This is a genomic window from Streptomyces sp. NBC_01808, from assembly GCF_035917395.1.
Classification (GTDB): Bacteria; Actinomycetota; Actinomycetes; order Streptomycetales; family Streptomycetaceae; genus Streptomyces.
This window is the reverse complement of record NZ_CP109072.1, coordinates 7677078-7698080: the sequence shown is the minus strand read 5'-3', so window position 1 is coordinate 7698080 and position 21003 is coordinate 7677078. Positions and strand designations below refer to the sequence as shown.

General features: G+C 75.1%; 16 protein-coding genes. 4 read left to right on the top strand and 12 right to left on the bottom strand.

Annotation, left to right across the window (positions count from 1 at the left end):
* The first annotated feature begins 472 nt into the window (after positions 1-472).
* Positions 473-3166 carry an FAD/NAD(P)-binding protein gene (locus OG946_RS33790; RefSeq protein WP_326800446.1) on the top strand — a complete coding sequence of 898 codons (2694 nt, stop codon included), beginning with the start codon at positions 473-475 and terminating at the stop codon, positions 3164-3166.
* Between the two features lie 64 nt (positions 3167-3230).
* Here the strand turns inward: OG946_RS33790 and OG946_RS33785 are convergent, their stop codons facing one another.
* The 11 genes from OG946_RS33785 to OG946_RS33735 form a co-directional block, all read right to left on the bottom strand.
* Entirely contained in the window at positions 3231-4019 is a 789-nt protein-coding gene (locus tag OG946_RS33785) for a YqeB family protein (RefSeq protein WP_326799742.1), read from the bottom strand.
* A 188-nt stretch (positions 4020-4207) separates the two neighbouring features.
* Complete coding sequence (locus OG946_RS33780; RefSeq protein ID WP_326799741.1) at positions 4208-7258, bottom strand: family 16 glycoside hydrolase; 3051 nt, start codon at positions 7256-7258, stop codon at positions 4208-4210.
* A 100-nt stretch (positions 7259-7358) separates the two neighbouring features.
* Positions 7359-8291, bottom strand: coding sequence for a dihydrodipicolinate synthase family protein (locus OG946_RS33775; protein ID WP_326799740.1), 933 nt, complete (start codon positions 8289-8291; stop codon positions 7359-7361).
* Between the two features lie 48 nt (positions 8292-8339).
* Complete coding sequence (locus OG946_RS33770) at positions 8340-8933, bottom strand: 3'-5' exonuclease (protein WP_326799739.1); 594 nt, start codon at positions 8931-8933, stop codon at positions 8340-8342.
* A 56-nt stretch (positions 8934-8989) separates the two neighbouring features.
* On the bottom strand, positions 8990-10258 hold the full coding sequence (locus OG946_RS33765) for an ROK family transcriptional regulator (protein ID WP_326799738.1): 1269 nt from the start codon (positions 10256-10258) through the stop codon (positions 8990-8992).
* Between the two features lie 127 nt (positions 10259-10385).
* Positions 10386-11117: an SRPBCC family protein gene (locus OG946_RS33760; RefSeq protein ID WP_326800445.1), complete on the bottom strand. Its 732-nt coding sequence runs from the start codon at positions 11115-11117 to the stop codon at positions 10386-10388.
* A gap of 29 nt (positions 11118-11146) precedes the next feature.
* Positions 11147-12397 carry a vWA domain-containing protein gene (locus OG946_RS33755; protein WP_326799737.1) on the bottom strand — a complete coding sequence of 417 codons (1251 nt, stop codon included), beginning with the start codon at positions 12395-12397 and terminating at the stop codon, positions 11147-11149.
* A 5-nt stretch (positions 12398-12402) separates the two neighbouring features.
* Positions 12403-13413 carry an AAA family ATPase gene (locus tag OG946_RS33750; protein WP_326799736.1) on the bottom strand — a complete coding sequence of 337 codons (1011 nt, stop codon included), beginning with the start codon at positions 13411-13413 and terminating at the stop codon, positions 12403-12405.
* 45 nt (positions 13414-13458) lie between these two features.
* Positions 13459-14325 (bottom strand): FAD binding domain-containing protein, encoded by an 867-nt coding sequence (locus tag OG946_RS33745; RefSeq protein WP_326799735.1) that lies wholly within the window; start codon positions 14323-14325, stop codon positions 13459-13461.
* Positions 14322-16700, bottom strand: coding sequence for a xanthine dehydrogenase family protein molybdopterin-binding subunit (locus OG946_RS33740; RefSeq protein ID WP_326799734.1), 2379 nt, complete (start codon positions 16698-16700; stop codon positions 14322-14324). The genes OG946_RS33745 and OG946_RS33740 overlap by 4 nt, the downstream gene beginning before the upstream one ends.
* On the bottom strand, positions 16697-17215 hold the full coding sequence (locus OG946_RS33735; protein ID WP_326799733.1) for a (2Fe-2S)-binding protein: 519 nt from the start codon (positions 17213-17215) through the stop codon (positions 16697-16699). The genes OG946_RS33740 and OG946_RS33735 overlap by 4 nt, the downstream gene beginning before the upstream one ends.
* A gap of 350 nt (positions 17216-17565) precedes the next feature.
* On the opposite strand from OG946_RS33735, the gene OG946_RS33730 reads away from it, so the two are divergent.
* On the top strand, positions 17566-17925 hold the full coding sequence (locus OG946_RS33730) for a hypothetical protein (protein WP_326799732.1): 360 nt from the start codon (positions 17566-17568) through the stop codon (positions 17923-17925).
* A 67-nt stretch (positions 17926-17992) separates the two neighbouring features.
* On the opposite strand, the gene OG946_RS33725 is transcribed toward OG946_RS33730, so the two are convergent.
* Entirely contained in the window at positions 17993-19276 is a 1284-nt protein-coding gene (locus OG946_RS33725; RefSeq protein WP_326799731.1) for a sulfite oxidase, read from the bottom strand.
* 213 nt (positions 19277-19489) lie between these two features.
* Here OG946_RS33725 and OG946_RS33720 point away from each other — a divergent pair, with 213 nt between their 5' ends.
* Positions 19490-20185, top strand: coding sequence for a hypothetical protein (locus OG946_RS33720; protein ID WP_326799730.1), 696 nt, complete (start codon positions 19490-19492; stop codon positions 20183-20185).
* A gap of 31 nt (positions 20186-20216) precedes the next feature.
* Complete coding sequence (locus OG946_RS33715) at positions 20217-20981, top strand: bestrophin-like domain (RefSeq protein WP_326799729.1); 765 nt, start codon at positions 20217-20219, stop codon at positions 20979-20981.
* Positions 20982-21003: the final 22 nt, after the last annotated feature.

Below are 21003 nucleotides of genomic sequence, written 5' to 3'. Positions count from 1 at the left end.
GCAGCGGCCCCGTACGGCTCACTGAGCCGTACGGGGCCGCTGCCGTGCACTCCCAGGGGCTCCCCCGCCGGCGGTGCTGGCGCCGGCCGGGGCGGCCCGGGAGCGTACGCCGGTCACGTACGCGCGCTTCCGCGAACCCGGGCGGGCGCACGAGAGGCGGCCGACGGGAGCCGGAAGCAGGGGAGCAGGGCCCTTCGCACTCCTCCGGGTTAGCGAAGGGCCCTGCCCGTCTGTGTGGAGTCCGGCGCGGCCCCGCTTCTCCGCGGTCCGCTCACCGTCTCCCACCGATTCCTACTATTCCCATCGGTGTGCTAGGAATTATGGAAGCAGTAGCCTCGTCGCGTCAAGCAGGTGCCCGGGGGTGGACCGGTCCCCGGGACGCGAGATCATGGACGAGTCCGTTCCCGGCTCAGCTGGAGGTACCGTGGCCGCGCCTTCGTCTCCCCCCGCCGCTGGTCCCGCCCGCCACGTCGTGGCCGTCGTCGGCGCGGGCGCCGCCGGGGCACTGACCGCGATACAGCTCTGCGAGACCGCGATCCGGCGCAGCACGCCGCTGGAGCTGGTGCTGATCGACCCGGCGCCCGAGGCGGGCCGCGGCGTCGCGTACGCCACCCCCGACCCGCGGCACCGGCTGAACGTCCCGGCCGGCGGCATGAGCTGCTACCCGGACGACCCCACGCACTTCGTGCGCTGGCTCCGCGCCCACGGCGAGCGGTCCGCCTCCGCCTGCGACTTCGTCTCCCGCCACCGCTACGGCGCCTATCTCGCGGACTCCCTCGGCCAGGCCGTCATCCGCGCCCACGGCACCGTCGCGGTGAGCCGGCTGCGGACGAGGGCGACGGGCTGTACGTGGACCGACGGCGGGCGCGCCACCCTGCGCCTCGCCGACGGTCACACCCAGCGGGCCGACAGCGTCGTCCTCGCCACCGGACCCGCGCCCGGCCCCCGCGGCTGGGCCCCTGCGGCCCTGCGCGCCAGCGACCGCTTCGTCCCCGACCCCTGGGCGCCCGGCGCCCTCGACACGCTCGCCGGGGACGCCCACGCCGCCGCCGACGTGCTGCTCGTCGGCACCGGCCTGACCGCCGTGGACATGGCGCTGAGCCTGGAGCGGTCCGGCCGCCGCGTGCACGCCGTCTCCCGCGGCGGCGAACTGCCCCGCCCGCACGCCCTGACCGCGCTGCCGCCCCTCCAGGCGGACCCCGGCCTGCCCGGCCTGCCGCTGGCGGAGCTGCGCGCCGCCGTACGCCGACACGTGGCCGCCGCCGTCCGCGCCCACGGCGACTGGCGCCCCGCCGTGGACGGGCTGCGCCCGCTGACGCAGGCGATGTGGGCCCGGCTCTCCGACGACGACCGGGCCGACTTCCTGGCCCGCGACGCCTCCCGCTGGAACGTCCACCGGCACCGCATGCCCCCGGCCACCGCGGAGTCCGTGCAGCGGGCCCTGGCCGCGCGGCGGCTGCGGCTGCACACCGGGCAGGTGCGGGACGTCGCCGAGGGTCCCGGCGGCGGCCTGGCCGTCACGCTGAGCGGCGGCCGGACGCTGCACGTCGGCTGGGTGGTCGACTGCACGGGGCCCGGGCTGCGCGTCGAGGAGTGCGCCGACCCGCTGTGGCGGGGGCTGCTCGCGGACGGCACGGCCACGCCGGGCCCGCTGGGCATCGGGGTGGCCACCGACGCCGGCCGGCTGCGCCCCGGCCGCGCCCCGGCGATACGGGCGGGCTCCCCCGCCGCGCCTCCCCCGCCGCTGTTCACCCTCGGCGCCGCCCGCCGCGGCGAGTTGTGGGAGACCACCGCCGTGCCGGAGATCCGTGTCCAGGCCGCCGAGGTCGCCGCCGCCGTGCTGGAGCCGCTGCGCGAGCCGGTACGGGGCCGGCGCCGGCCCACCGACATCAACGGCCTGCCCGTCTCCACGCACGCCGCTGCCGCCGCCGCGTACCGCACGGGCCTTGAGCGGCTGCTGAAGGTCCGCGCCGGCGCCGAGACCGCGCTCGCCCGCGCCGTGGAGCTGGACCCGGGCTTCGCGCTGGGGCACGCCGCGCTCGCGCTCGTCGGGCACGAGTGCGGCGCCGACGTCGACGTGCCGCGGGCGCTGGCCGACGCACAGCGCGCGGCGCGCGAGCGCGCGGACGAGCGCGAGCGGGCCTTCGTGGAGGTGGTCACCCGCCGGATCGCCGGCTCCGGCGGCGACGAGGCGCTGACCCGGCACCTGGCCGCGTACCCGGGCGACGCGCTGGCGCTGAGCGTCGCCGTGCCGACCATCGCGTTCTCCGGCGTCACCGACCTGGACGGCGCGATGGCCCGCAGGCTGGTGGAGCGCACCACGTCCGCGTACGAGGGGCACTGGTTCCACACCTCGCTGCTGGCCTTCATGCGGCAGGACGACGGCCGCTTCGACGAGGCCGGGGAGCTGGCCCGCCGGGCGCTGGCCGTGGAGCCGGCCGCGGGCCACGCCGTGCACGCGCTGGCCCACGTGCACTACGAGACCGGGGCCCACGAGCGCGGGCGGGACTGGCTGGACGGCTGGATCGGCGACCAGGGCCGCGGTGCCACGCACCGGGCGCACTTCTCCTGGCACGTCGCCCTGCACGAGCTGGCGCTCGACGACCCGGACGCGGTACGGCGGCGCTGGTTCGCCCAGTTGGCGCCGGGCCGGGTGAACGGGGTGCGGGCGCTGGTGGACTCGGGGTCGCTGCTGTGGCGGGCCCGGATGTCGGGGTGCTGGACCGGCGAGCAGCCCGTGGAGGGCGTGCTGGCGGCGGTCGAGCGGGAGGTCGTGGAGCGGCCGGCGACGCCGTTCACCGCGATGCACAGCGCGGTGGCGCTGACCGCGGCGGGCGACCTGGCGGCGCTGCGCCGGCTGCGGACGCACGCGGCGGGCGCGGACCCGGTGCAGCGCGAGGTCGTGGCGCCGCTCTGCGAGGCGCTGGAGGCGGTGCTGGAGGAGCGCTGGCCGGACGCGGTGGCGCGGCTGGAGTCGATCCGGCCGGTGCTGCGCAAGGTCGGCGGCAGCGCGGCACAGCGCGAAGTGGTGGAGGAGACGCTGCTGTTCGCGCTGGTGTCGGGCGGCCGGTGCGAGGCGGCCAGGCGGCTGCTGGAGACCCGGCTCGACCGCCGCGACTCCCCCGCCGACCACCGCCGCCTCGCGGCCCTGCCGGGTCTCGACTGAACGTCCGTGCGGCACGGCCGGCCCGTACGGCACCGTCCCGCGGGCGGCGCCGTACGTGCCGCGCTCAGTCCTCCGGGGCCTCGGCCCGCAGCGGGCGCCAGTACTGGCGGGTGCCCTCGTCCCGCAGCACGTAGCCGAGGCGCTGCGCCTCCTCGCGCAGTTCCTCCGCGTCGGTGGCGTTCTTCTTCCCGAGCGCGTGCTCCCGGGCCTTCAGCACGGCGTTGGCCGCGGCGGACAGCTCCGCGGAGTCGCGGACCCAGCGGTGGTAGCAGCCGGCGTACGGGTCCTCGTGCAGCCACCGGTAGCCGTGCGCGGTGAAGCCGCGGGCGAGGTCGGCGGGCTCCAGGTCGGTGGGCCTGCACAGCAGTTGGCGGGAGGCGGCGTCGAGGATCACCAGCCGGTCCTTGTCCAGGAAGGCGGCGGCGACCTCGGCGCGGGCCAGGATGCGGGACTCGCCGTCCTTGTCGATCCGTACGGTGTCGTCCTCGAAGGTCACGCGCATCGCCAGCACGTACACGAGGAGCCCGCCGGCCAGCCCCAGCACCAGCCCGACGACGGGGCCCGCGACCGCGGTCCAGCCGTCGTCAAAGGAGGCCACCAGCTCGAACGGGCCCCGCATCGGCGCCCACTTCAGCCCGGCGACCTCGTCCGCGACGCGCGGGACGAGCCAGCCGAGGAAGAGGCCGAGCGCCGGCAGCCCGGCGAGCAGCAGCAGGCGGTACAGCAGACCGGGGCCCACCGTGGCGGCGGCGCGCTTGGCGAGGCGGTCGCCGCCGGGTCCGCCGCCGGGCTCGCCGTCTGGTTCGCCGCCGTCGCGGTCGTCACGGGACATCGCGGGTGCTCCGGAATCCATCGTCGGTCGTCCTTCCTGCCGGTCCCCGGCGACGCTACGGACGCGGGGCGGGGCGGCGGATCGGCCGAAGGTCTGCGGAGCGCGGCGGCGGGTACGACTTTGGTCGCTTTCCCGCGACGGCGGTGCCGGAAGGGAACCGGCCCCGGAGCCGTGGGCTCCGGGGCCGGCTGGGGCTCACCGCCGGATCATCACAGGGGCTGGACGGTGATGTTGCGGTAGCGGACCGCGTTGCCGTGGTCCTGGAGCCGGATGGCGCCGGCGACCGGCGTCTCCGGCTTCCCGGCCCCGGTGGGGCCGTCGACGGCGACGTCGTCCTGGACCTTGACGCCGTTCCACACCACCGAGATACGTGCGTCCTCGGTCTTCTTGCCGTCCGCGTCGAAGCGGGCGGCCCGGAAGGTGATGTCGTACGTCTGCCAGGTCCCCGGCGGCTTCGCCGCGTTCACGTCGGCCGCCTTCTTCTTGTAGATGGCGGCGGCGTCGTCGTTCGCCAGCGGGTCCTTGCCGTACGAGTCGAGGATCTGGACCTCGTACCGTTCCTGGAGGTACACGCCGCTGTTGGCGCGGTCCTGCCCGGTGACGTCCGGCGGCAGTTCGGGCAGCCAGAACTCCACGTGCAGCTTGAAGTCCTCGTACGCCTTCTTGGTGCGGATGTCGCCGCAGCAGACCTCCATGGCCTCGCCGTCGAGCAGCGGCCACTCCGGCGTCCTGCCGTCCACGTGCTGGAAGGCGGAGCGGTCCGCGCCGTCGAAGAGCGTGACGGGCTCGCCGCTGCGGTGGACGCTGATCATGTCGAGGTTGACGTGCCCGGTGTCGTCGCCCTCGTTGACGTAGCGGATGGTGTTGCTGCCCGCGCGCAGCGAGACCTTCTCGGTCTTGGTCGTCCACTCCTTCCAGGTGCCGGTGGACGCGAGCTGCGCCTGCTTCACCTTCGTGCCGTTGACGTACATGCTGACCGTCTTGGTGCCGGTGAAGGGGTTCGGGCCGTTGGAGTAGCGCAGTCCGACGTCGTAGGTGCCTCCCTTCCCGGTCGTGACGTCGAACGTGGTGGAGGCGCCCTTGTTGCCGTAGCCGGCGACGAAGCCGCGGCCGGAGTGGCCGGCGTGGTCGTCGGCCAGGTTCGCGCCGCCCTCCAGCCGGGCCTCCTCGGCCTCGTACGCGGTGGGCACGCGGTCCTCGTCACCGGGGATGTTGTTCAGCGTGTACCACGCCTCGGTGCTCCACAGCTCCTGGCCGCCCTCGGCGGTGAACGGGCGCGGGGAGCGCACGTGCACCACGTAGCCGGGCTTCAGGCCGAGGATCTCCAGGGTGACCTTCTTGCGGTCGTCCGACAGATCCGCGGAGGTCACCGGCAGCACTTCCTCGCCCACCTTCGGCCCGCCGTACTCGGGGGTGGGGACGTAGCGCCACTGGGTGACCGAGTAGCTCTCGGCGAGCGCGTCGGCGGTCTCCTGCGACAGCGGCTTGGTGTAGCTCATCTCGAAGCCGGTCTCGGTGGCGTCCATGGAGACGATGTCGAACGCCTCGTTCCCGCCGGGCGTCAGCTTCTGCAGGCCGTGCTTCAGCTTGCCCGGCTGGCCCCAGTTGCCGCCCGCGCCCAGGCCGCCGGCGTAGATCGCGCCGTCGGGGCCCATGCTGATGCGGTTGACGCCGGCCTCCAGGCCCTGGGTCATGCGGAAGACCGCGCCCTGGTACTCACCCTCGACCTTCTGCAGGTCGGCCCGCTGGATGCCGCCGTAGGTGACGTCGCCGAAGAGGAGCTGGCCCGCGAAGGTGCCCTTGTCCATGTACAGCGGCGTGCTGGGCGAGTTGGCTATCTCGTTCTGCGGCAGCCAGAGCACGGGCTGGGTGACGGGCTTGTCGTCGAACGGCCCGTCGGGGTTGGTGTAGTGGTTGAAGAAGCGGTCCTGCTTGATGTGCAGGAGCTTCGACGACGGCAGCCAGCCGCCCTGGTTGTCGAGGACGAACAGGTCGTCCTTCGGCCCCCAGCCGATGCCGTTGGGGGTGCGCAGGCCCCCGGCCACGTAACTGACCTTGCCCGTCGTGCGGTTGACCTTGATGGTCGTGCCGCGGTTCTCGGAGGGCTGCGGGTCGGTGGTGGCACCGCCGTAGTTGATGGCGACGGACAGGTTCAGGTAGAAGTACCCGTCCTTGTAGAGCAGGCCGAAGGCGAACTCGTGGAAGTTGTTGCTGAACGGCCAGGTGGCGACGGTCTCGTACGCGTCGGTGACCTCGTCGCCGTCATTGTCCTTCAGCCGCGTCAGCTCGTGCTTCTGCGAGACGTAGAGGTCGCCGTCGACGTACTTGATGCCCTGCGGCTCCTTCAGGCCCTCGGCGACCTTCTTCACCGTCACCTTCTCCGGCGAGGTGTCGCCGGTGACGTTGTCGAGGAGATAGACCTCGCCGGTGACGTTGTCGGTGCCGCCCCAGGTGGTCACGGCGAGCCGGTCGTCGGGCAGCCAGTCCATCGCGGTGACCTGCGGCTCGAAGCCGTCGGGGCGCAGGTCGGTCAGCTTGAAGTCCGGATGGACGCTGTTCAGCGGCAGGCCGTCGCCCGGCGAGTCGGTGTAGCCCTCGCACTCCTTGCGGCCCGGCGCGGTGACGCGGACGACGCCGGCGTCGGTGCTGAGCACCGAGTTCGGCACGGTGGCGAAGCCACTGGCGCCCGGAGGCTGCCAGGCCAGGGTGACCTGCTGGCCGCCGCCGCGCTCGAAGTGCTCGATCAACAGCGAGTGGTAGCCGGCGGTCAGCTCGACGGTGCCGTCCTTGGGGGGATCGGTGCCGTGCAGCCCGTCGTGGTCGATGACGACCTGGTTGTCGATGAGCAGCCGCGAGCCGTCGTCGCTGGTGAGGCGGAAGGTGTACGTGCCGTCCTGGGGCACGTTGATGTTGGCGGTGGTGTGCGAGACGAAGTTGTCCTCGAAGCCGAAGTCCCCCGCGGTCGAGAAGTCGATCTGCGGCATGAGCTTGTCGACGTTCGGGGTCTGCGCGGGCTTGAGTGTGCAGATCTCGTCGAGCGGGACCTGCACGTCGTACGTGCGCAGCGTGACGCCGGGCTCCTGCGGCGGGAGTTCGGCGAAGGGCTGGTTCTGCGGGCCGGGGGCCCGTTCCGGAGCGGGTGCGGGATCGGGTGCGGGGTCGGCGCCGGCGGGTGCGGCCCAGACGCCGCCGACGAGAAAGGCCGCCGCGAGCACCGTGGTCGTCCGTCTGCGGACACGGTGGTACAGCCGTGCGGACATTCGTTCCTCCAGACGCGAAAGAGGGCGGGAAGAACCTTCGGATTCCGGGCGGGTGCGGCGCTGAGCCTAAAGACTTCGTCCAGGCCTGTCCATAACTTTGTCATCCGAGAGAAAGAAGTTCCGGGACCAGCTCCCGGGCGTCGCGACGGGCGGGGAGCACGGCCTCCTCGGGCGCGGAGGTGGCCGGCCAGCGGGTGCGTACCCCCGTGTCGGCCCAACCGCCCACGGCGGCGAGGAACTTGTCGAGCGCCGGATTCGACAGGCCGCGGACCTGGAGCGGCGCGATGTGCCGGCGGAACAGCTCGGCCAGCCGGCGCTGGACGTCCCGGGCGGCGGCCGGGTCGGTGTGCATCGTCTCGTACCAGCGGACAGAGCCCGCCGGGGCGAGGGCGGCGACGTTGGAGTAACTGCCGTGCGCGCCGCGGGCGATGCCGGTGGCGAGCAGATGGCCGGGGACGAAGACGGAGCAGCGCTCGGCGTACGGGCGTACGGCGGCGTACCAGTCGTCGTCGCCGCCCGCGGTCTTCAGTCCGACGAGCGCGGGCACCTCGTCCAGCAGCCGGCCGAGCAGGATGGGTGACACCGGGGTCTTGGCGTGCGGCGGGTTGTAGAGCACCAGCGGCACCGGGTCCGCGGCCTCGGCGATCCGGGCGAGGAAGGCGACGGCCTCGTCGTCGGCGAGCGGCAGCCAGTCCGGGAGGATCACCTGCAGGGCGCCGGGGGCCAGTTCGCGGGCGCGGCGCACCCGGGCGAGGGCGGTCTGCGCCACCGGGTGGGAGGCGCCGATCTGGAACGGCATGCCCGCCGCGGTGCACCGCTCGGCGAGCAGTTCGTTGATGCCGTCGAACTCGTCCTCGGTCAGGGTGTGGAACTCTCCGGCCGTGCCGTGCGCGTAGATCCCGTGCAGCCCCGCGTCCAGGAGTGCGTCCAATTGCGAGGAGAGCCGGCCCCGGTCGATCGCGTCATCGGCGTCGAGGGGCAGCAGCAGCGTTCCCCAGATCCCGGTGATGTCCTTCGCTCTGAGTGGTGTCATGCCTGGAGCGTACGAGCCCGGCGCGCGGCCGGAAGAGGCCGCGGGGGCCTAGAGCCAGCCCGCGGGGAGCGTGGCGCCCCCGGCGCGGAGGTGGCGGAGGGCGGCGGCGATGGAGTGGCAGTCGAAGAGCGCCGAGTGCTCGGCGCCCGCGGCGGGCCTGGACAGGCCAAGGGCCTGCCAGAGCCGGCCGGAGTTGGCCGAAGCGGTCTGCGGGGCGAGGGTGTTGAGCCAGGGGCGCACGTTGAGGAAGCCGTTGGCGAGGAAGCCGTGCGCGACCTGCTCGCCGCGGGCCCTGGCCCAGCCGACGTTCTCGCCGAGCACGATCATGTCGTTGCCGTACGAGAGCACCGAGCGGCCCGCGCAGAAGCCGAGGAAGTCGCCGAGCGCCGCCGCGGGGTCGCGGCCCTCGCGGTCGACGGTCTCCTGGTCGATGCCGGTCAGCTCGCTGAAGTACGGGGACAGCCGCGGGTTGACGACGGGCCGGACCAGGGCCTCGAACTCGTCCGTCACGGCGAAGTCAGCGTCCAGCCTGAGGGCTCCGATCTGCACGATCTCCCGCAGCTCGCCCGGCGCCGACCAGTCCCGCTCCGGTGCCCCCGGCCACGTGGTGAACTCCAGGTCGAAGACGATGATTGACGACACGTGGCCCTCCTCCGATTGCGCGGCAGCCAGCGTACGGCCGCGGCCGCCCGGAACGATCAACCGGGGTGGCCCGCCGCCGTGTCGCCCGCTTCGGACCCGGGCGCGGCGGCTTCGGGGACGGCGGCTTCGGGGACGGCGGCATCCGCGGCGGCGAGGCGGGCGTCGGCGCGGTCCGGGGCGTAGAGGCCGTCGACGACCATGGCGGCGGCGCCGACGAGGGCGGAGCGGTCGCCGAGCCGGGCGGTGACGACGTCGAGGTGTGCCGTGGTGCGCGGCATCGCGCGCCGGTACAGCAGCTCGCGTACGCCGGTGAGGAACGGCACGGAGGAGAGCTCGCCGGCGATCATCAGCACCCCGGGGTTGAGCAGCGTGACCACCGTGACCAGCACCTCGCCCACCCGCTGCCCCGCCTCCCGGGCCAGCCGCACCGCCTCGGGGTGCCCGGCGGACAGCAGGTCGCGCACGTCGGAGCCGGACGTCGCGGGCACGCCGAGGCCGTCGAGCCGCGCGGCGAGCGCGTGCCCGCTGGCGACGGCGGCGAGGCAGCCGTACGAGCCGCAACTGCACAGCGCCTCCCGGCTGTCGTGCAGCCGTATGTGCCCGATGTCGCCGGCGCCGCCGTCGATGCCGCGGTAGACGCCGCCGTCCACGACGACGCCCGCGCCTATGCCGGTGGACGCCTTGACGAGCAGGAAGGCGGCACAGTCGGGGAAGCCGGCGCGCTGTTCTCCGTACGCCATGAGGTTGGCGTCGTTGTCGACGAACACGGGGACGTCCGGGGCGCCGCCCAGCCGGGCGGCGAACGTACGCCGCAGGTGCCCGGTGAGGGGGTAGCCGTCCCAGCCCGGCATGATCGGCGGCTCCACCACCCGGCCGGCGGCGACGTCCACGGGCCCGGGCACGGAGAGGCCGATGCCGCAGACCCGCGCCGCGCTCTCGCCCGCCTCGGCCAGCAGCGGGCCGAACCAGCGGCACACCTCCGCCAGCACCGGCTCGGGACCGTCGCCGATGACCAGCGGGCCTGTCTTCTCGGCGAGTAAGTTGCCCGCGAGGTCGAGTACGGCGGCGCGGCCGTGCCGGGTCTCCAGGTCGGCGGCGAGGACGACGGCGTGCCGGTCGTCGAACTCCAGCCGGGCGGAGGGGCGGCCGCCGGTGGAGGTGCCGGCCACCTCGCGGATCCAGCCGGCGCGGAAGAGCTGGTCGAGCCGGAGCCCGACGGTGGACCGGGACAGCCCGGTGGCCTGCTGCAGCTCGGCGCGGGTGGGCGCCTCGCCGCTGCGGATGAGGCGCAGCAGGCGGCCCGCGCTCGCCGGGTTCCCCGCCATCGTCCCCCTTGCTCCCTGCTCGTCGGCCGGTACGCGCGCGCCGCGTGGTGTGGCGCGCTCCTCCCCCGGAGAACAGAAGTACCACGCGAAGCCGGCAACCGCCGAGCGGGGCGGGGTCGGGCGGGGCTCAGCGGCGGCGGCGTGCGCGGCGTACGGCAAGGGCGACGGCGGCGAGCGCCGCCGCGACCGCGGCGCCGGCGGCGGCCCGCTTGGCGACGGGGACACCGGCGGTACGGACCAGGTCCAGCGGCTCGGTCCCGGGGGCGGCGGTCTCGACGGCGGGCACGGCGGCTGGCGCGGCGGCCTCGGCGGGCTCGGGCCCGGACGCGGGTTCGCCTCCGGCTCCGGATCCTCCTCCGCGTACGGCGTCGGCAGCGGCGTCGTCACCGTCCGGGTGCGTGGCCGCCTCCGCGCCGCCGTCCGCCAGCTTCCCCGCCAGGCACTCCGCGAACCGCCCCACCAGCCGGTCGCCCACCTCCGCCAGCACCCCCCGGCCGAACTGCGCGGGCCTGCCCGTGACCGCCAGGTCCGTCAGCACCGACACCCGCGTGCCGCCGCCGGTCTCGGTCAGCTCCCCCGTGACCGTGGCGCGCGCCGTGCCCGTGCCGCGCGCCTCCTTGCCGTTCGCGGACAGCACCATGCGCCGGCCCGCCTCGTCCTTCTCCTCGAAGGAGGCCGTGCCCCGGTACGTGAGCGTGATCGGGCCGACCTTCACCTTGACCGTGCCGCGCACGGTCTCGCCGTCGAAGCTCTCGACCGCCGCCCCCGGCATGCAGGGTGCGATGCGCTCGATGTCGAGCAGCGCCCGCCACGCCTCGTCGGCCGGTACGGGAACGGTGAACTCGTGCCGCAGCTCCATGGCGTGTCCCTTCGTTGCCGGGTTCGTCGTCATGCGTCGGCCGCTCCCCGCACCACCGCCGCCAGCCGTTCGAGCGCGGCCAGGCTGTGCCCGGCCACGAAGGCGTCGACGTGCGGCAGCACGGCGGCCATGCCGCCGGCGAGCGGCGCGTAACCGGGCCGCGCCTTGCGCGGGTTGGCCCACACCACCCGGTGCGCCAGCCGGTGCAGCCGGCGGGCCTGGGCGCCGAGCAGGGTGGGGTCGCCGCGCTCCCAGCCGTCGGAGAGCACGACGACGACCGCGCCGCGGGCCAGGCCGCGCTGCCCCCAGCGGTCGAGGAACGCCCGCAGCGTCTCGCCGAGCCGGGTGCCGCCGCTCCAGTCCGGCACGGCGGTGCCGACCGCGGCCAGCGCGGCGTCCGGGTCGCGGTGGGACAGCTGCCGGGTGACGCGGGTCAGCCGGGTGCCGAGGGTGAAGACCTCGGTGGCGGGGGCGGGGCGGCCGTGGCGGGCGGCGTGGGCGAAGCGCAGCAGGGCGTCGGCGTACGGGGACATGGAGCCGCTGACGTCGAGCAGCAGCACGACGCGGCGCGGCTTCTGCACCGGGGCGCGGCGGCGCAGGGCGGCCGGTTCGCCGCCGCCGCGCAGCAGTTCCCGTACGGTACGCCGCGGGTCGACGGCGCCGCGGCGGGCCGGGCGGCGGCGGGCGGTGCGGCGGTGCTCGCCGCGGAGCGCGAACGCCGTGCGCAGCCGGTGCAGTTCGGCGCGCTCCGCGGCGGTGAGCCCGGCGATGTCGCGGTGCCGCAGCACCTCGGCGGAGCCGGCGCGGGCGGCGGCGGGCGCCGCGGGGCCGGAGCGGTCGCCGTCGTCGCCGGGCGCCTCGACGGCGGCCGGAGCGGTGCGGCGGACGCGGGGCGGTGGCGCGGTACGGGGCGGGCGCGGGGGCGCCGCGCGGTCGCCGAAGTACGCGGCGAACGCGCGGTCGTAGGGCGCCAGGTCCTCCGCGCGGCCGCAGAGCGTGAGCCGGCCGGCCCAGTACACCTCGCGCCGCCCGGTGCCGAGCGCGTCCACGGCGCAGAGGAACGCCTGCACCCGCTCGCCGCCGGCCGGCACCCCCGCCTCCCGCAGTGCCCGCGCGAACCCGACGAGCACGGCGACGCCGTCGGCCCAAGCACCGGTCGTGACCGGGCCCGTGGCAGCGGCGGTCGGGCCCGGGACCGCGGGGCCGGAATCCGGCACACCCGCGTCCGGCCCGCCCCGGCCCGTACCCCGGCCGTCCCCTTCTTCTCCCCGCTCCCCCACCGCGGTCAGCTCCCCCGGGCCGCGGCCAGCAGCCCCCGCAGGTCCAGTGCCACCGCCCGCTCCGTGTCCTCGCGGTACTTCAGCACCGAACCCAGCGTCGCCACCGCCAGGTCGGCGTCCAGCTCCGTCGCGCCGAGCGCCGCCAGCGCCTCCGCCCAGTCGATCGTCTCCGCCACCCCCGGCGGCTTGACCAGGTCCATGCCGCGCAACTGCTGCACCGCCGCGGTCACCTGCGCCGCGAGCCGCCGCGCCACCCGCGGGCGGCGGCTGCGGACGATCGCCAGCTCGCGGGCATAGCCGGGGTGCGCGAACCAGTGGTACAGGCAGCGCCGTTTGAGCGCGTCGTGGACCTCGCGGGTGCGGTTGGAGGTGAGCACGACCACGGGCGGGGTCTCGGCCCGCAGCGTGCCCAGTTCGGGGATCGTCACCGCGTACTCCGACAGCAGTTCCAGCAGGAACGCCTCGAACTCGTCGTCCGCGCGGTCGATCTCGTCGATCAGCAGCACGCTCGGGCTCGTCCGCAGCGCGCGCAGCAGCGGGCGGGCGACGAGGAACCGCTCGCCGTACAGCTCGTCCTCCAGGCGCCCCGCGTCCGTGACGCCCGCCGCCTCCGCCGCCCGCAGATGCAGCAACTGGCGCGGGAAGTCCCAGTCGTAGAGGGCCTGGGAGGCGTCGATGCCCTCGTAGCACTGGAGCCGGATCAGCGGCGCGCCCGTGACGTCGGCGAGGGCGGCGGCCAGCGCGGTCTTGCCCGCGCCCGCCTCGCCCTCGCAGAACAGCGGGCGGTGCAGGGTGAGAGCGAGGTGGCAGGCGGTGGCGAGGCCGTCGTCCGCGAGGTAGCCCGTGGCCTCCAGCCGGGTCCGCAGCTCCCCGACGGACGCGGGCCGCACGCCCGTTGCGGGTACGGGCCGTGCGGCCCCCGACGCGGGCCGCACGGCCTCCGGTGCCCGCGCGTCGCGGGCGCCGCCGTGCGGCCCGCGCTTCTCCGGCTCCCCCGCCGGTTCCTCACGCGCCATCGCGCTCGCCTCCTCGGGCACCGGCCGTCCCGTCCCGGCCGCCCGTCACGCCGGCCCGGCCGCCGCGAGCACCGCCCTGCGGGTGAGCACGTGGGCGAGGTGCGCGCGGTACGCGGCGGAACCCGACAGGTCCGCCGCCGGACGCGTACCCTCCGCCGCGGCCGACGCCGCCTCCGCGACCGACTCCTCCGTCGCCTCCGCCCCGGCGAGCGCCGACTCGACGGCCGCCGCCCGCACGGGCGTCGGGCCCATACTCGTCAGCCCGATCCGGGCCTCGGCGATCCGCCCGCCGTCGTGCCGCACCGCGGCGGCCACGCCGACGAGGGCCCACGCCTGCGCGGACCGGCTGAACTTCTCGTAGCGGAAGCCCCAGCCGTCGTACTTGGGCACCCGGATCTCGGCCAGCAGTTCGCCCGGCGCCAGCACCGTGGTCAGGTAGTCGGTGAAGAACTCCCGCGCCGGGACCGTCCGCCGGCCCCCGGGGCCCACCGCGGTCAGCTCGGCGTCCAGCGCGAGCACCACCGCAGGCAGGTCGGCCGCGGGGTCGGCGTGGGCCAGCGAGCCGCCGAGGGTGCCGCGGTGCCGGACAGCCGGGTCGGCGACGGTGGCGGTGGCCGCGGCGAGCAGCCCGGCGTGCCGGCGCACCAGCGGGTCGCCGAGCACCTCGTGGTGGGTCGTCAGCGCGCCGATCACCAGCGCGTCGCCGTCGTCGCGTACGCCGCGCAGCCCCGGGATCCGGCCCGCGTCCACGACCAGGTCGGGGAAGGCGAGCCGCATCCGCAGCAGCGGCAGCAGGCTCTGCCCGCCGGCGAGCACCTTCGCCTCAAGCCCGGCGGCCTCGGCGTCGGCGAGCGCGCTCACGGCCGCGTCGACGGACTCGGGGCGTACGTAGTCGAATGCCGCGGGGATCATTCCGGGCCTCCCTTCTGCGCGTCCTGGATCGCCCGCCACACGCGCTCCGGCGAGCAGGGCATCCGCACGTCGGTGACGCCCAGCGGGCGCAGCGCGTCGACGACCGCGCCGACCACCGCGGGGGTGGAGGCGATCGTGCCGGCCTCGCCGACGCCCTTGACGCCCAGCGGGTTGGACGTGGCGGGGGTCTCGGTGCGGTCGGTGACGAAGGCGGGCAGGTCGGGGGCGGCGGGCACGTGGTAGTCGGCGAGGGTGCCGGAGACGAGGTTGCCGTCGTCGTCGTAGACGGCCTCCTCGTAGAGCGCCTGCGCGATGCCCTGTGCCAGACCGCCGTGGACCTGGCCCTCCACGATCAGCGGGTTGACGACCTTGCCGACGTCGTCCACGGCGACGTACGAGCGGATGCGGACCGCCCCGGTCTCCGTGTCCACCTCGACCGCGCAGAGGTGGGTGCCGTGCGGATACGAGAAGTTGTCCGGCTCCACGACGTGTCCCGCGTTGATCGTCGGCTCCATGCCGTCGGGCAGGTCGTGGCCGGTGAAGGTCGCGAAGGCGACCTCCTGGATCGTCTTCGTCGCCTCCGGCGAGCCGCGGACGGCGAACGTGCCCGCCGTGAACTCCAGGTCCTCCTCGCTCGCCTCCATCAGATGGGCCGCGACCCGGCGCGCCTTGCCGACGACCTTCACCGCCGCCTCGTGCACGGCGACGCCGCCGACGACGAGCGAGCGCGAGCCGTACGTGTCCATGCCCTGCGGCGCGACGCGCGTGTCGCCGTGGAGCACGTCGACGTCCTCGACGGGCACGCCGAGCACGTCGGCGGCGATCTGGCTCCAGGTGGTGGCGTGCCCCTGGCCGTGCGGGCTGGTGCCGGTGATCACCTCGACCTTGCCGGTGGGCAGCATGCGGATGCTCGCCGCCTCCCAGCCGCCGGCCGCGTACCGCAGGTCGCGCAGTACGCGGCTGGGCGCCAGGCCGCACATCTCGGTGTACGTGGAGACGCCGATGCCGAGCCGCACGGTGTCGCCGCGTGCGTGCCGCTCGCGCTGCTCGGCGCGGAGCGCGGCGTAGCCGAAGTGGGCGAGTGCCTTGTCGGTGGCGGCCTCGTAGTTGCCGCTGTCGTAGGTGAGGCCCGCGACCGAGGTGTACGGGAACTCGCCGTGGCCGATCCAGTTGCGCCGGCGCAGCTCGACGGGGTCGAGGCCGAGTTCGGCGGCGAGTTCGTCCATGACGCGTTCGACGGCGTACGTGGCCTCGGGGCGGCCGGCGCCGCGGTAGGCGTCGGTGGGGGTCTTGGTGGTGAAGACGCCGGTGCAGTGGAAGGCGTAGGCGTCCATCTTGTAGATCCCCGGGTACATGAAGGCGCCGAGGATGGGGATGCCCGGGGTGACGAGCATGAGGTACGCGCCCATGTCGGCCAGCAGGTCGACCTTCATGCCCAGCAGCCGGCCGTCGCTGGTCGCGGCGACCTCGACGTCCTGGATCTGGTCGCGGCCGTGGTGGGTGGCGAGGTAGCCCTCGGAGCGGGACTCGGTCCACTTCACCGGGCGGCCGAGCCGCTTGGCGACGACGAGCGCCAGTGCCTCCTCCGCGTACACCTGGAGCTTGGAGCCGAACCCGCCGCCGACGTCCGGGGCGATGACGCGGATCTTCTGCTCGGGGATGCCGGTGACGACGGCGAGCATGAGGCGCAGGATGTGCGGGATCTGGGTGGCGGAGTACAGGGTGTACTCGTCGGCGCCGGTGGCCGCGGGGGCGGCGACGACGGCGCGGGGCTCCATGGCGTTGGGGATGAGGCGCTGCTGCACGTAGCGGCGGGTGACGACGACGTCGGCGCGGGCCCTGGCCGCGGCGTAGTCCCCGCTCTCCAGGGGCCAGTCGAAGCAGCGGTTGGTGCCTTTGTCCGCGTGCACGAGCGGGGCGCCGTCGGCGAGCGCGGCCTCCATGTCGAGCACGGGCGGCAGCGGCGTGTAGTCGACCTCGACGGCCTCCAGCGCGTCCGCGGCGGCGAAGCGGTCGCGGGCGACGACGACGGCGACGGGGTCGCCGGCGTGGCGTACCTCGCCGACGGCCAGCGGCGGGTGGTCGGGGTGCACGATGTCCTCGGTGACCAGCCAGGCGCAGGGCAGGGAGCCCAGCTCGCCGTCGAGGTCGGCGGCGCAGAAGGCGGCGACGACGCCGGGGCGTTCGCGCACCGCGGTGAGGTCGAGGCGATCGATGCGGGCGTGCGCCATCGGGCTGCGCAGCACCGCCATGTGGAGCATGCCCGGCAGGGTGATGTTGTCGGTCCAGCTCGTCCGGCCGGTGACCAGGCGGGCGTCCTCCTTGCGCGGGTGGGAGCGGCCGATGGCGGGTGCCGCCTGCTCTGCGGTGGTCATATCGCGCCCTCCCCGCCGTCGCCGGCTCCGGCGTCCGTCCCTGCCCCCGACCCTGCCCCGGCTTCGGCCGCGGCGAGGACCGCGCGCACGATGTTCTGGTAGCCGGTGCAGCGGCAGAGGTTGCCCTCCAGGCCGTGTCTGACCTCCTCGGCGGTCGGGTGCGGGTTGGCGCGCAGCAGGTCGCGGGCGGCGAGGATCATCCCGGGCGTGCAGTAGCCGCACTGCAGCCCGTGCTCCTCGTGGAAGGCGCGCTGGAGCGGGTGCCACCGGCCGTCCTCGGCCAGCCCCTGGATCGTCGTCACCTCCGCCCCGTCCGCCTGAACGGCCAGCATGGAACAGGATTTGACGCTGGCGCCCGCCACGTCGACCGTGCAGGCACCGCAGTTGCCGGTGTCGCAGCCGACGGGTGTGCCGGTCAGGCCCAGGCGGTCGCGCAGGTAGTGCACGAGGAGCAGGCGCGGCTCCACGTCGTCCTCGTAGGTCGTGCCGTCGACTGTGACCGAGATGCGGCTCATGTGCCCTCCCCGGAACGGACGGGTCCGTGGCGCTGTGGTGTGCGCCACTGTAGGACCGCATCCCGGGCGGGGGAACTAGGCCGTCGTACGCAGGAATTCGCCGAGGCCCGCGACCAGCCGGTCGACGTCGTCGGCCGAACTGTATGGAGCCGGCCAGGGGCCGGGGGCGCGTCATCCGTACGGCGCCCCGGGCCCCGGCCGCTTGTCCCATAGTGATCATTTTCATTCGGACGAGTGGTGCTGGGGTGACGCGCGGGGGCGGATGGTCCGGACGACCGGTTCGTCCCCGGTCGTCCTTCTAGGGTCGGGCGCGCACCAACCACCCTCGATCGCTTTCGGAAAGGCTCTTCATGAAGCTGCGCACCGCCCTCGGCACCTGCCTCGCCGCTCTCGCCCTCGTGCTGCCGATGGCCGGCCCCGCCCAGGCGGCCCAGGGCGAATTCCACTACAAGTACGTCGACGGCTTCGGCCAGGAGCGTCAGGTCGACCTGCACGACCCGGTCAGCGGCAAGTGCATCAACCTGTACGGCGTCGGCGACGACGACGTGCCGCCCGGCTACGGCCCGCACAACGACACCGACACCGCCGCGACGGTCTATCGCGGTGCGAACTGCACCGGCGCCGAGTGGCGGTTGAAGGCGCACGGCAGGCCGGCGAGGGACGCCCTGGAGCTTCGCTCGGTCCGTTTCGACGCCCCGGACGCTCCCTGAGCCACGGCGGGATCCCGCCGGCGCCCGCCTCCGGGCCCGGCCGCGCGCGGCCGGGCCCGGAGGGTCCTCAGGCGACGGTGACCGGGTGCCGGACGACCGCGTCGAAGAGGTAGCCCTGGTCGTTGTGGACGGTCTGCGCGGGCTGGGTCCTGCCGGTCACGTCGGTGGCCCGGGCACGGACGTCGGCGGGTCCCGGCCGTTCCGGGCGCCAGTCGGCCGACCAGCGCACCCAGCCGTCGGCGCGGGGGGCGTCGGCGAGCTCGGCGGGGCGCCAGGTGGCGCCGCCGTCGGTGCTGACCTCCACGGCCCGCACACCGCCCGCGCCGGACCAGGAGCGGCCGGTCAGGCGGTGGGTCTCGCCGGCGGCCAGGGTGGCGTTCCAGGGCAGTTCGAAGGCGCTCTTGAGGGTCTGCCGGCTGAGCGGCTCGCTGCCCTCGGGCGGGTAGGAGGGGCCGAAGAGGCGGTAGAAGTCGGTGTTCCACGGGGAGTACAGCGGCTCGGCGGAGACCTGCAGGTCGCCGACCCACTTGATGGAGGAGATGCCGACCCACGACGGTACGAGCACGCGCACCGGGTGCCCGTGGTCGGCGGGCAGCGGCTCGCCGTTCATCTCGTACGCGAGGATCACGTCGTCCAGCGCCTTGGCCACCGGCAGCGGGCGGCGCACGTGGCCGAGGTTGATCCCGTCCGCCACGTACTCGCCGTCCAGCCCGCTCGGCATCACGTCGACCGCGCGCCGGGTGATCCCGGCCAGCCGCAGCACGTCGCCGAGCCGGGCGCCGCGCCAGCGCGCGACGCCGACGGCGCCGAGGGTCCACGAGGTGCCGGAGACGGTGCCGCCCTGCTGGCTGGCGAAGAAGCTGCGGCCGTTGCCCGCGCACTCCACGAACGCGGACCTGACCGCGGACGGCAGCGCCTTGAGGTCGTCGAGCCCGAACTCGGCCCCGCCGCCGCGGAGTCCGTCGCCCCAGACGCGCAGGCTCCAGCCGTCGGCGTCGAGCACGGGGGTGGCGGTGTGGTTGCGGACGAAGAAGCGATCGGCGGGCGTGAGGTAGCCGGTGTCCTTCAGGGCGGGCCAGTTGGTCTCGGCGTTGGTGCCGCGGATCGTGAACAGCTCGGGCGGCAGCGGCTTGACGATGCCGGCGGCCCGGGGCACGGCCGGCGCCGCCCCCGCGGGCGCGGCGCCGAGGGCGCCCAGCGCACCGGCTCCGCCGGCGGCGGCGAAGAGCCGCAGCATGTCGCGGCGGGCGACGCCCGGGGTGCGGGCGTCGCCGTCGAGCCACTGGCGCAGGCGGCGGCGGTCGTACGAGGTCTCGTCGGACGGCTGCGTTTTCGGCATGGTGTCGATCATCCGGGCGGCCGTCCGCAGAACGCCATTGCCCGTTTGTGAAGAACTCGTGAAACCACCCGGAGGGCGTACGGGCCGCGGGCCGGGCCCGCGCGGGGCGAACCGGGGCGCGAGTGACGAGCGTTCGTGCGAGGTACGGGCGCGACGGACCGCGCCTGCGGGTGGATTGCGGGCGCCGGGGGCGTAGTCGGGCGCGGCGCGGAGCAACTTCGGGCCGTGACCCGGGAGAACACACCGCGCGCGGCGCGGCCCGCCGTACGCGCCGCCGTGCTGCTGGCGGCGCTCGCCGCCGCCTGCCCGGCCGCGGTAGCCGGCGCTGCCCTTGCCGCCGGCCCCGCCGCCGCCGACGCCCCGCGGACCGCCGCCGTACGGGGGTGGGCGCTGCCCGCCGACGGGTGCGTGCGCGTCGGCGTGGACCTGCCGCTGGAGGAACTGGGGCGGATCGCGCGGGAGCAGGGAGTCGGGGAGGCGGTGCGGCAGGGGTGCGGCAAGAAGCCCTCGCCGACGCCCACCCCCACGCCGCCCGAGCCGGCGCCGACCCCGACCCCCACGCCGAGGCCCACCCCGACGCCCACGCCGCCCACGCCGCCCCCCACGCCGTCGCCCGAGCCACTCGCGCCCGCACCGAGGGAGCCGGCCGCACCCGAGCCCGCCGCGCCGCCGCCCACCGCGCCCGTACCGGCGACGCCGACGCCCACCCCCACGCCCTCGCCCTCGCCCAGCCGCACGCCGAGCCCCGATCCCTCCCCCACCCCTTCGCCCTCGCTGCGGCCCCTCTACCACGAGCCGCCGCCCCGGGAAGTCGACGAGGGCACCTCGCCCGTGACCAGAACGCTGCTCTTCGTCGCCCCCGCGATCCTCGCCGCCGCCGCGCTCAGCGGCTCCGGCGCGGCGGCCCGCAACCGCTCCTGACCGCCCGCAGCCCGACCGCCGGAGGCAGCCCGTGTCCGAATGGCTCATGCTCACCCTCGCGATGGCCGCGGCCATCGCGGTCGTCGTGCTCATCACCGTCCTCCGGCACCGCCGCCCCGACGAGGAGTTCGACCCCACCGAGACCCCCGACGTCATCGAGTACATGACGATGATGATCGGGGTGGTGTACGCGATCGTGCTGGGCCTGGCGATCGCCGGCGTCTGGGAGGCGAAGGGCAGCGCGGAGGACTCCGTGCAGCGGGAGGCGTTCGCGCTGCACGAGACGAGCGAGCGGCTCGCCGAGTACCCGGCCCCGGTGCGCGAGGAGATCCGGGCGGACATCGCTGCGTACGTCGGCTACGCGGTGCACGAGGAGTGGCCGGCGATGCAGGACGGCGAAGGACTGAGCGAGCGCGGTGACGAGCTGCTGGACGAGGTGCGCCGCGGGCTCTTCGCGTACGCGCCGGAGACCGACGCCGAGAACCGCGCCGCCTACGCGGTGGGCGACCAGATCGCCGCGGCCGAGGAGGCCCGCAACGAGCGGGCGTTGAACTCGGGTCCTACGATGCCGTCGCTGGTGTGGTTCGGGCTGATCGCCGGCGGTCTGGTGGCCATGGGCATGGTCTTCGCGCTGCAGATCCAGCGCTCCGCGCGCGAGTTGATCCTCGCGGGGCTGCACAGCGGGCTGCTGGCGTTCCTGCTCTTCCTGGTCTGGGAGTTCGACCAGCCCTACGTCCGCGACTCGGCGGGCATGCTGGAGCCGTTCACCACGCTCTTCCCGAGGGCCGCCGGCTGACACCCCGGCGCTCCCCCGCGCC

What these genes read in the sequence shown, in the direction of transcription:
- OG946_RS33785 (WP_326799742.1), bottom strand. Translation starts at nt 4,019, where the DNA reads ATGGATTCCGGAGCACCCGCGATGTCCCGTGACGACCGCGACGGCGGC.
- OG946_RS33780 (WP_326799741.1), bottom strand. Translation starts at nt 7,258, where the DNA reads ATGTCCGCACGGCTGTACCACCGTGTCCGCAGACGGACGACCACGGTG.
- OG946_RS33775 (WP_326799740.1), bottom strand. Translation starts at nt 8,291, where the DNA reads ATGACACCACTCAGAGCGAAGGACATCACCGGGATCTGGGGAACGCTG.
- OG946_RS33765 (WP_326799738.1), bottom strand. Translation starts at nt 10,258, where the DNA reads ATGGCGGGGAACCCGGCGAGCGCGGGCCGCCTGCTGCGCCTCATCCGC.
- OG946_RS33760 (WP_326800445.1), bottom strand. Translation starts at nt 11,117, where the DNA reads ATGGAGCTGCGGCACGAGTTCACCGTTCCCGTACCGGCCGACGAGGCG.
- OG946_RS33750 (WP_326799736.1), bottom strand. Translation starts at nt 13,413, where the DNA reads ATGGCGCGTGAGGAACCGGCGGGGGAGCCGGAGAAGCGCGGGCCGCAC.
- OG946_RS33745 (WP_326799735.1), bottom strand. Translation starts at nt 14,325, where the DNA reads ATGATCCCCGCGGCATTCGACTACGTACGCCCCGAGTCCGTCGACGCG.
- OG946_RS33740 (WP_326799734.1), bottom strand. Translation starts at nt 16,700, where the DNA reads ATGACCACCGCAGAGCAGGCGGCACCCGCCATCGGCCGCTCCCACCCG.
- OG946_RS33735 (WP_326799733.1), bottom strand. Translation starts at nt 17,215, where the DNA reads ATGAGCCGCATCTCGGTCACAGTCGACGGCACGACCTACGAGGACGAC.
- OG946_RS33730 (WP_326799732.1), top strand. Translation starts at nt 17,566, where the DNA reads ATGAAGCTGCGCACCGCCCTCGGCACCTGCCTCGCCGCTCTCGCCCTC.
- OG946_RS33725 (WP_326799731.1), bottom strand. Translation starts at nt 19,276, where the DNA reads ATGATCGACACCATGCCGAAAACGCAGCCGTCCGACGAGACCTCGTAC.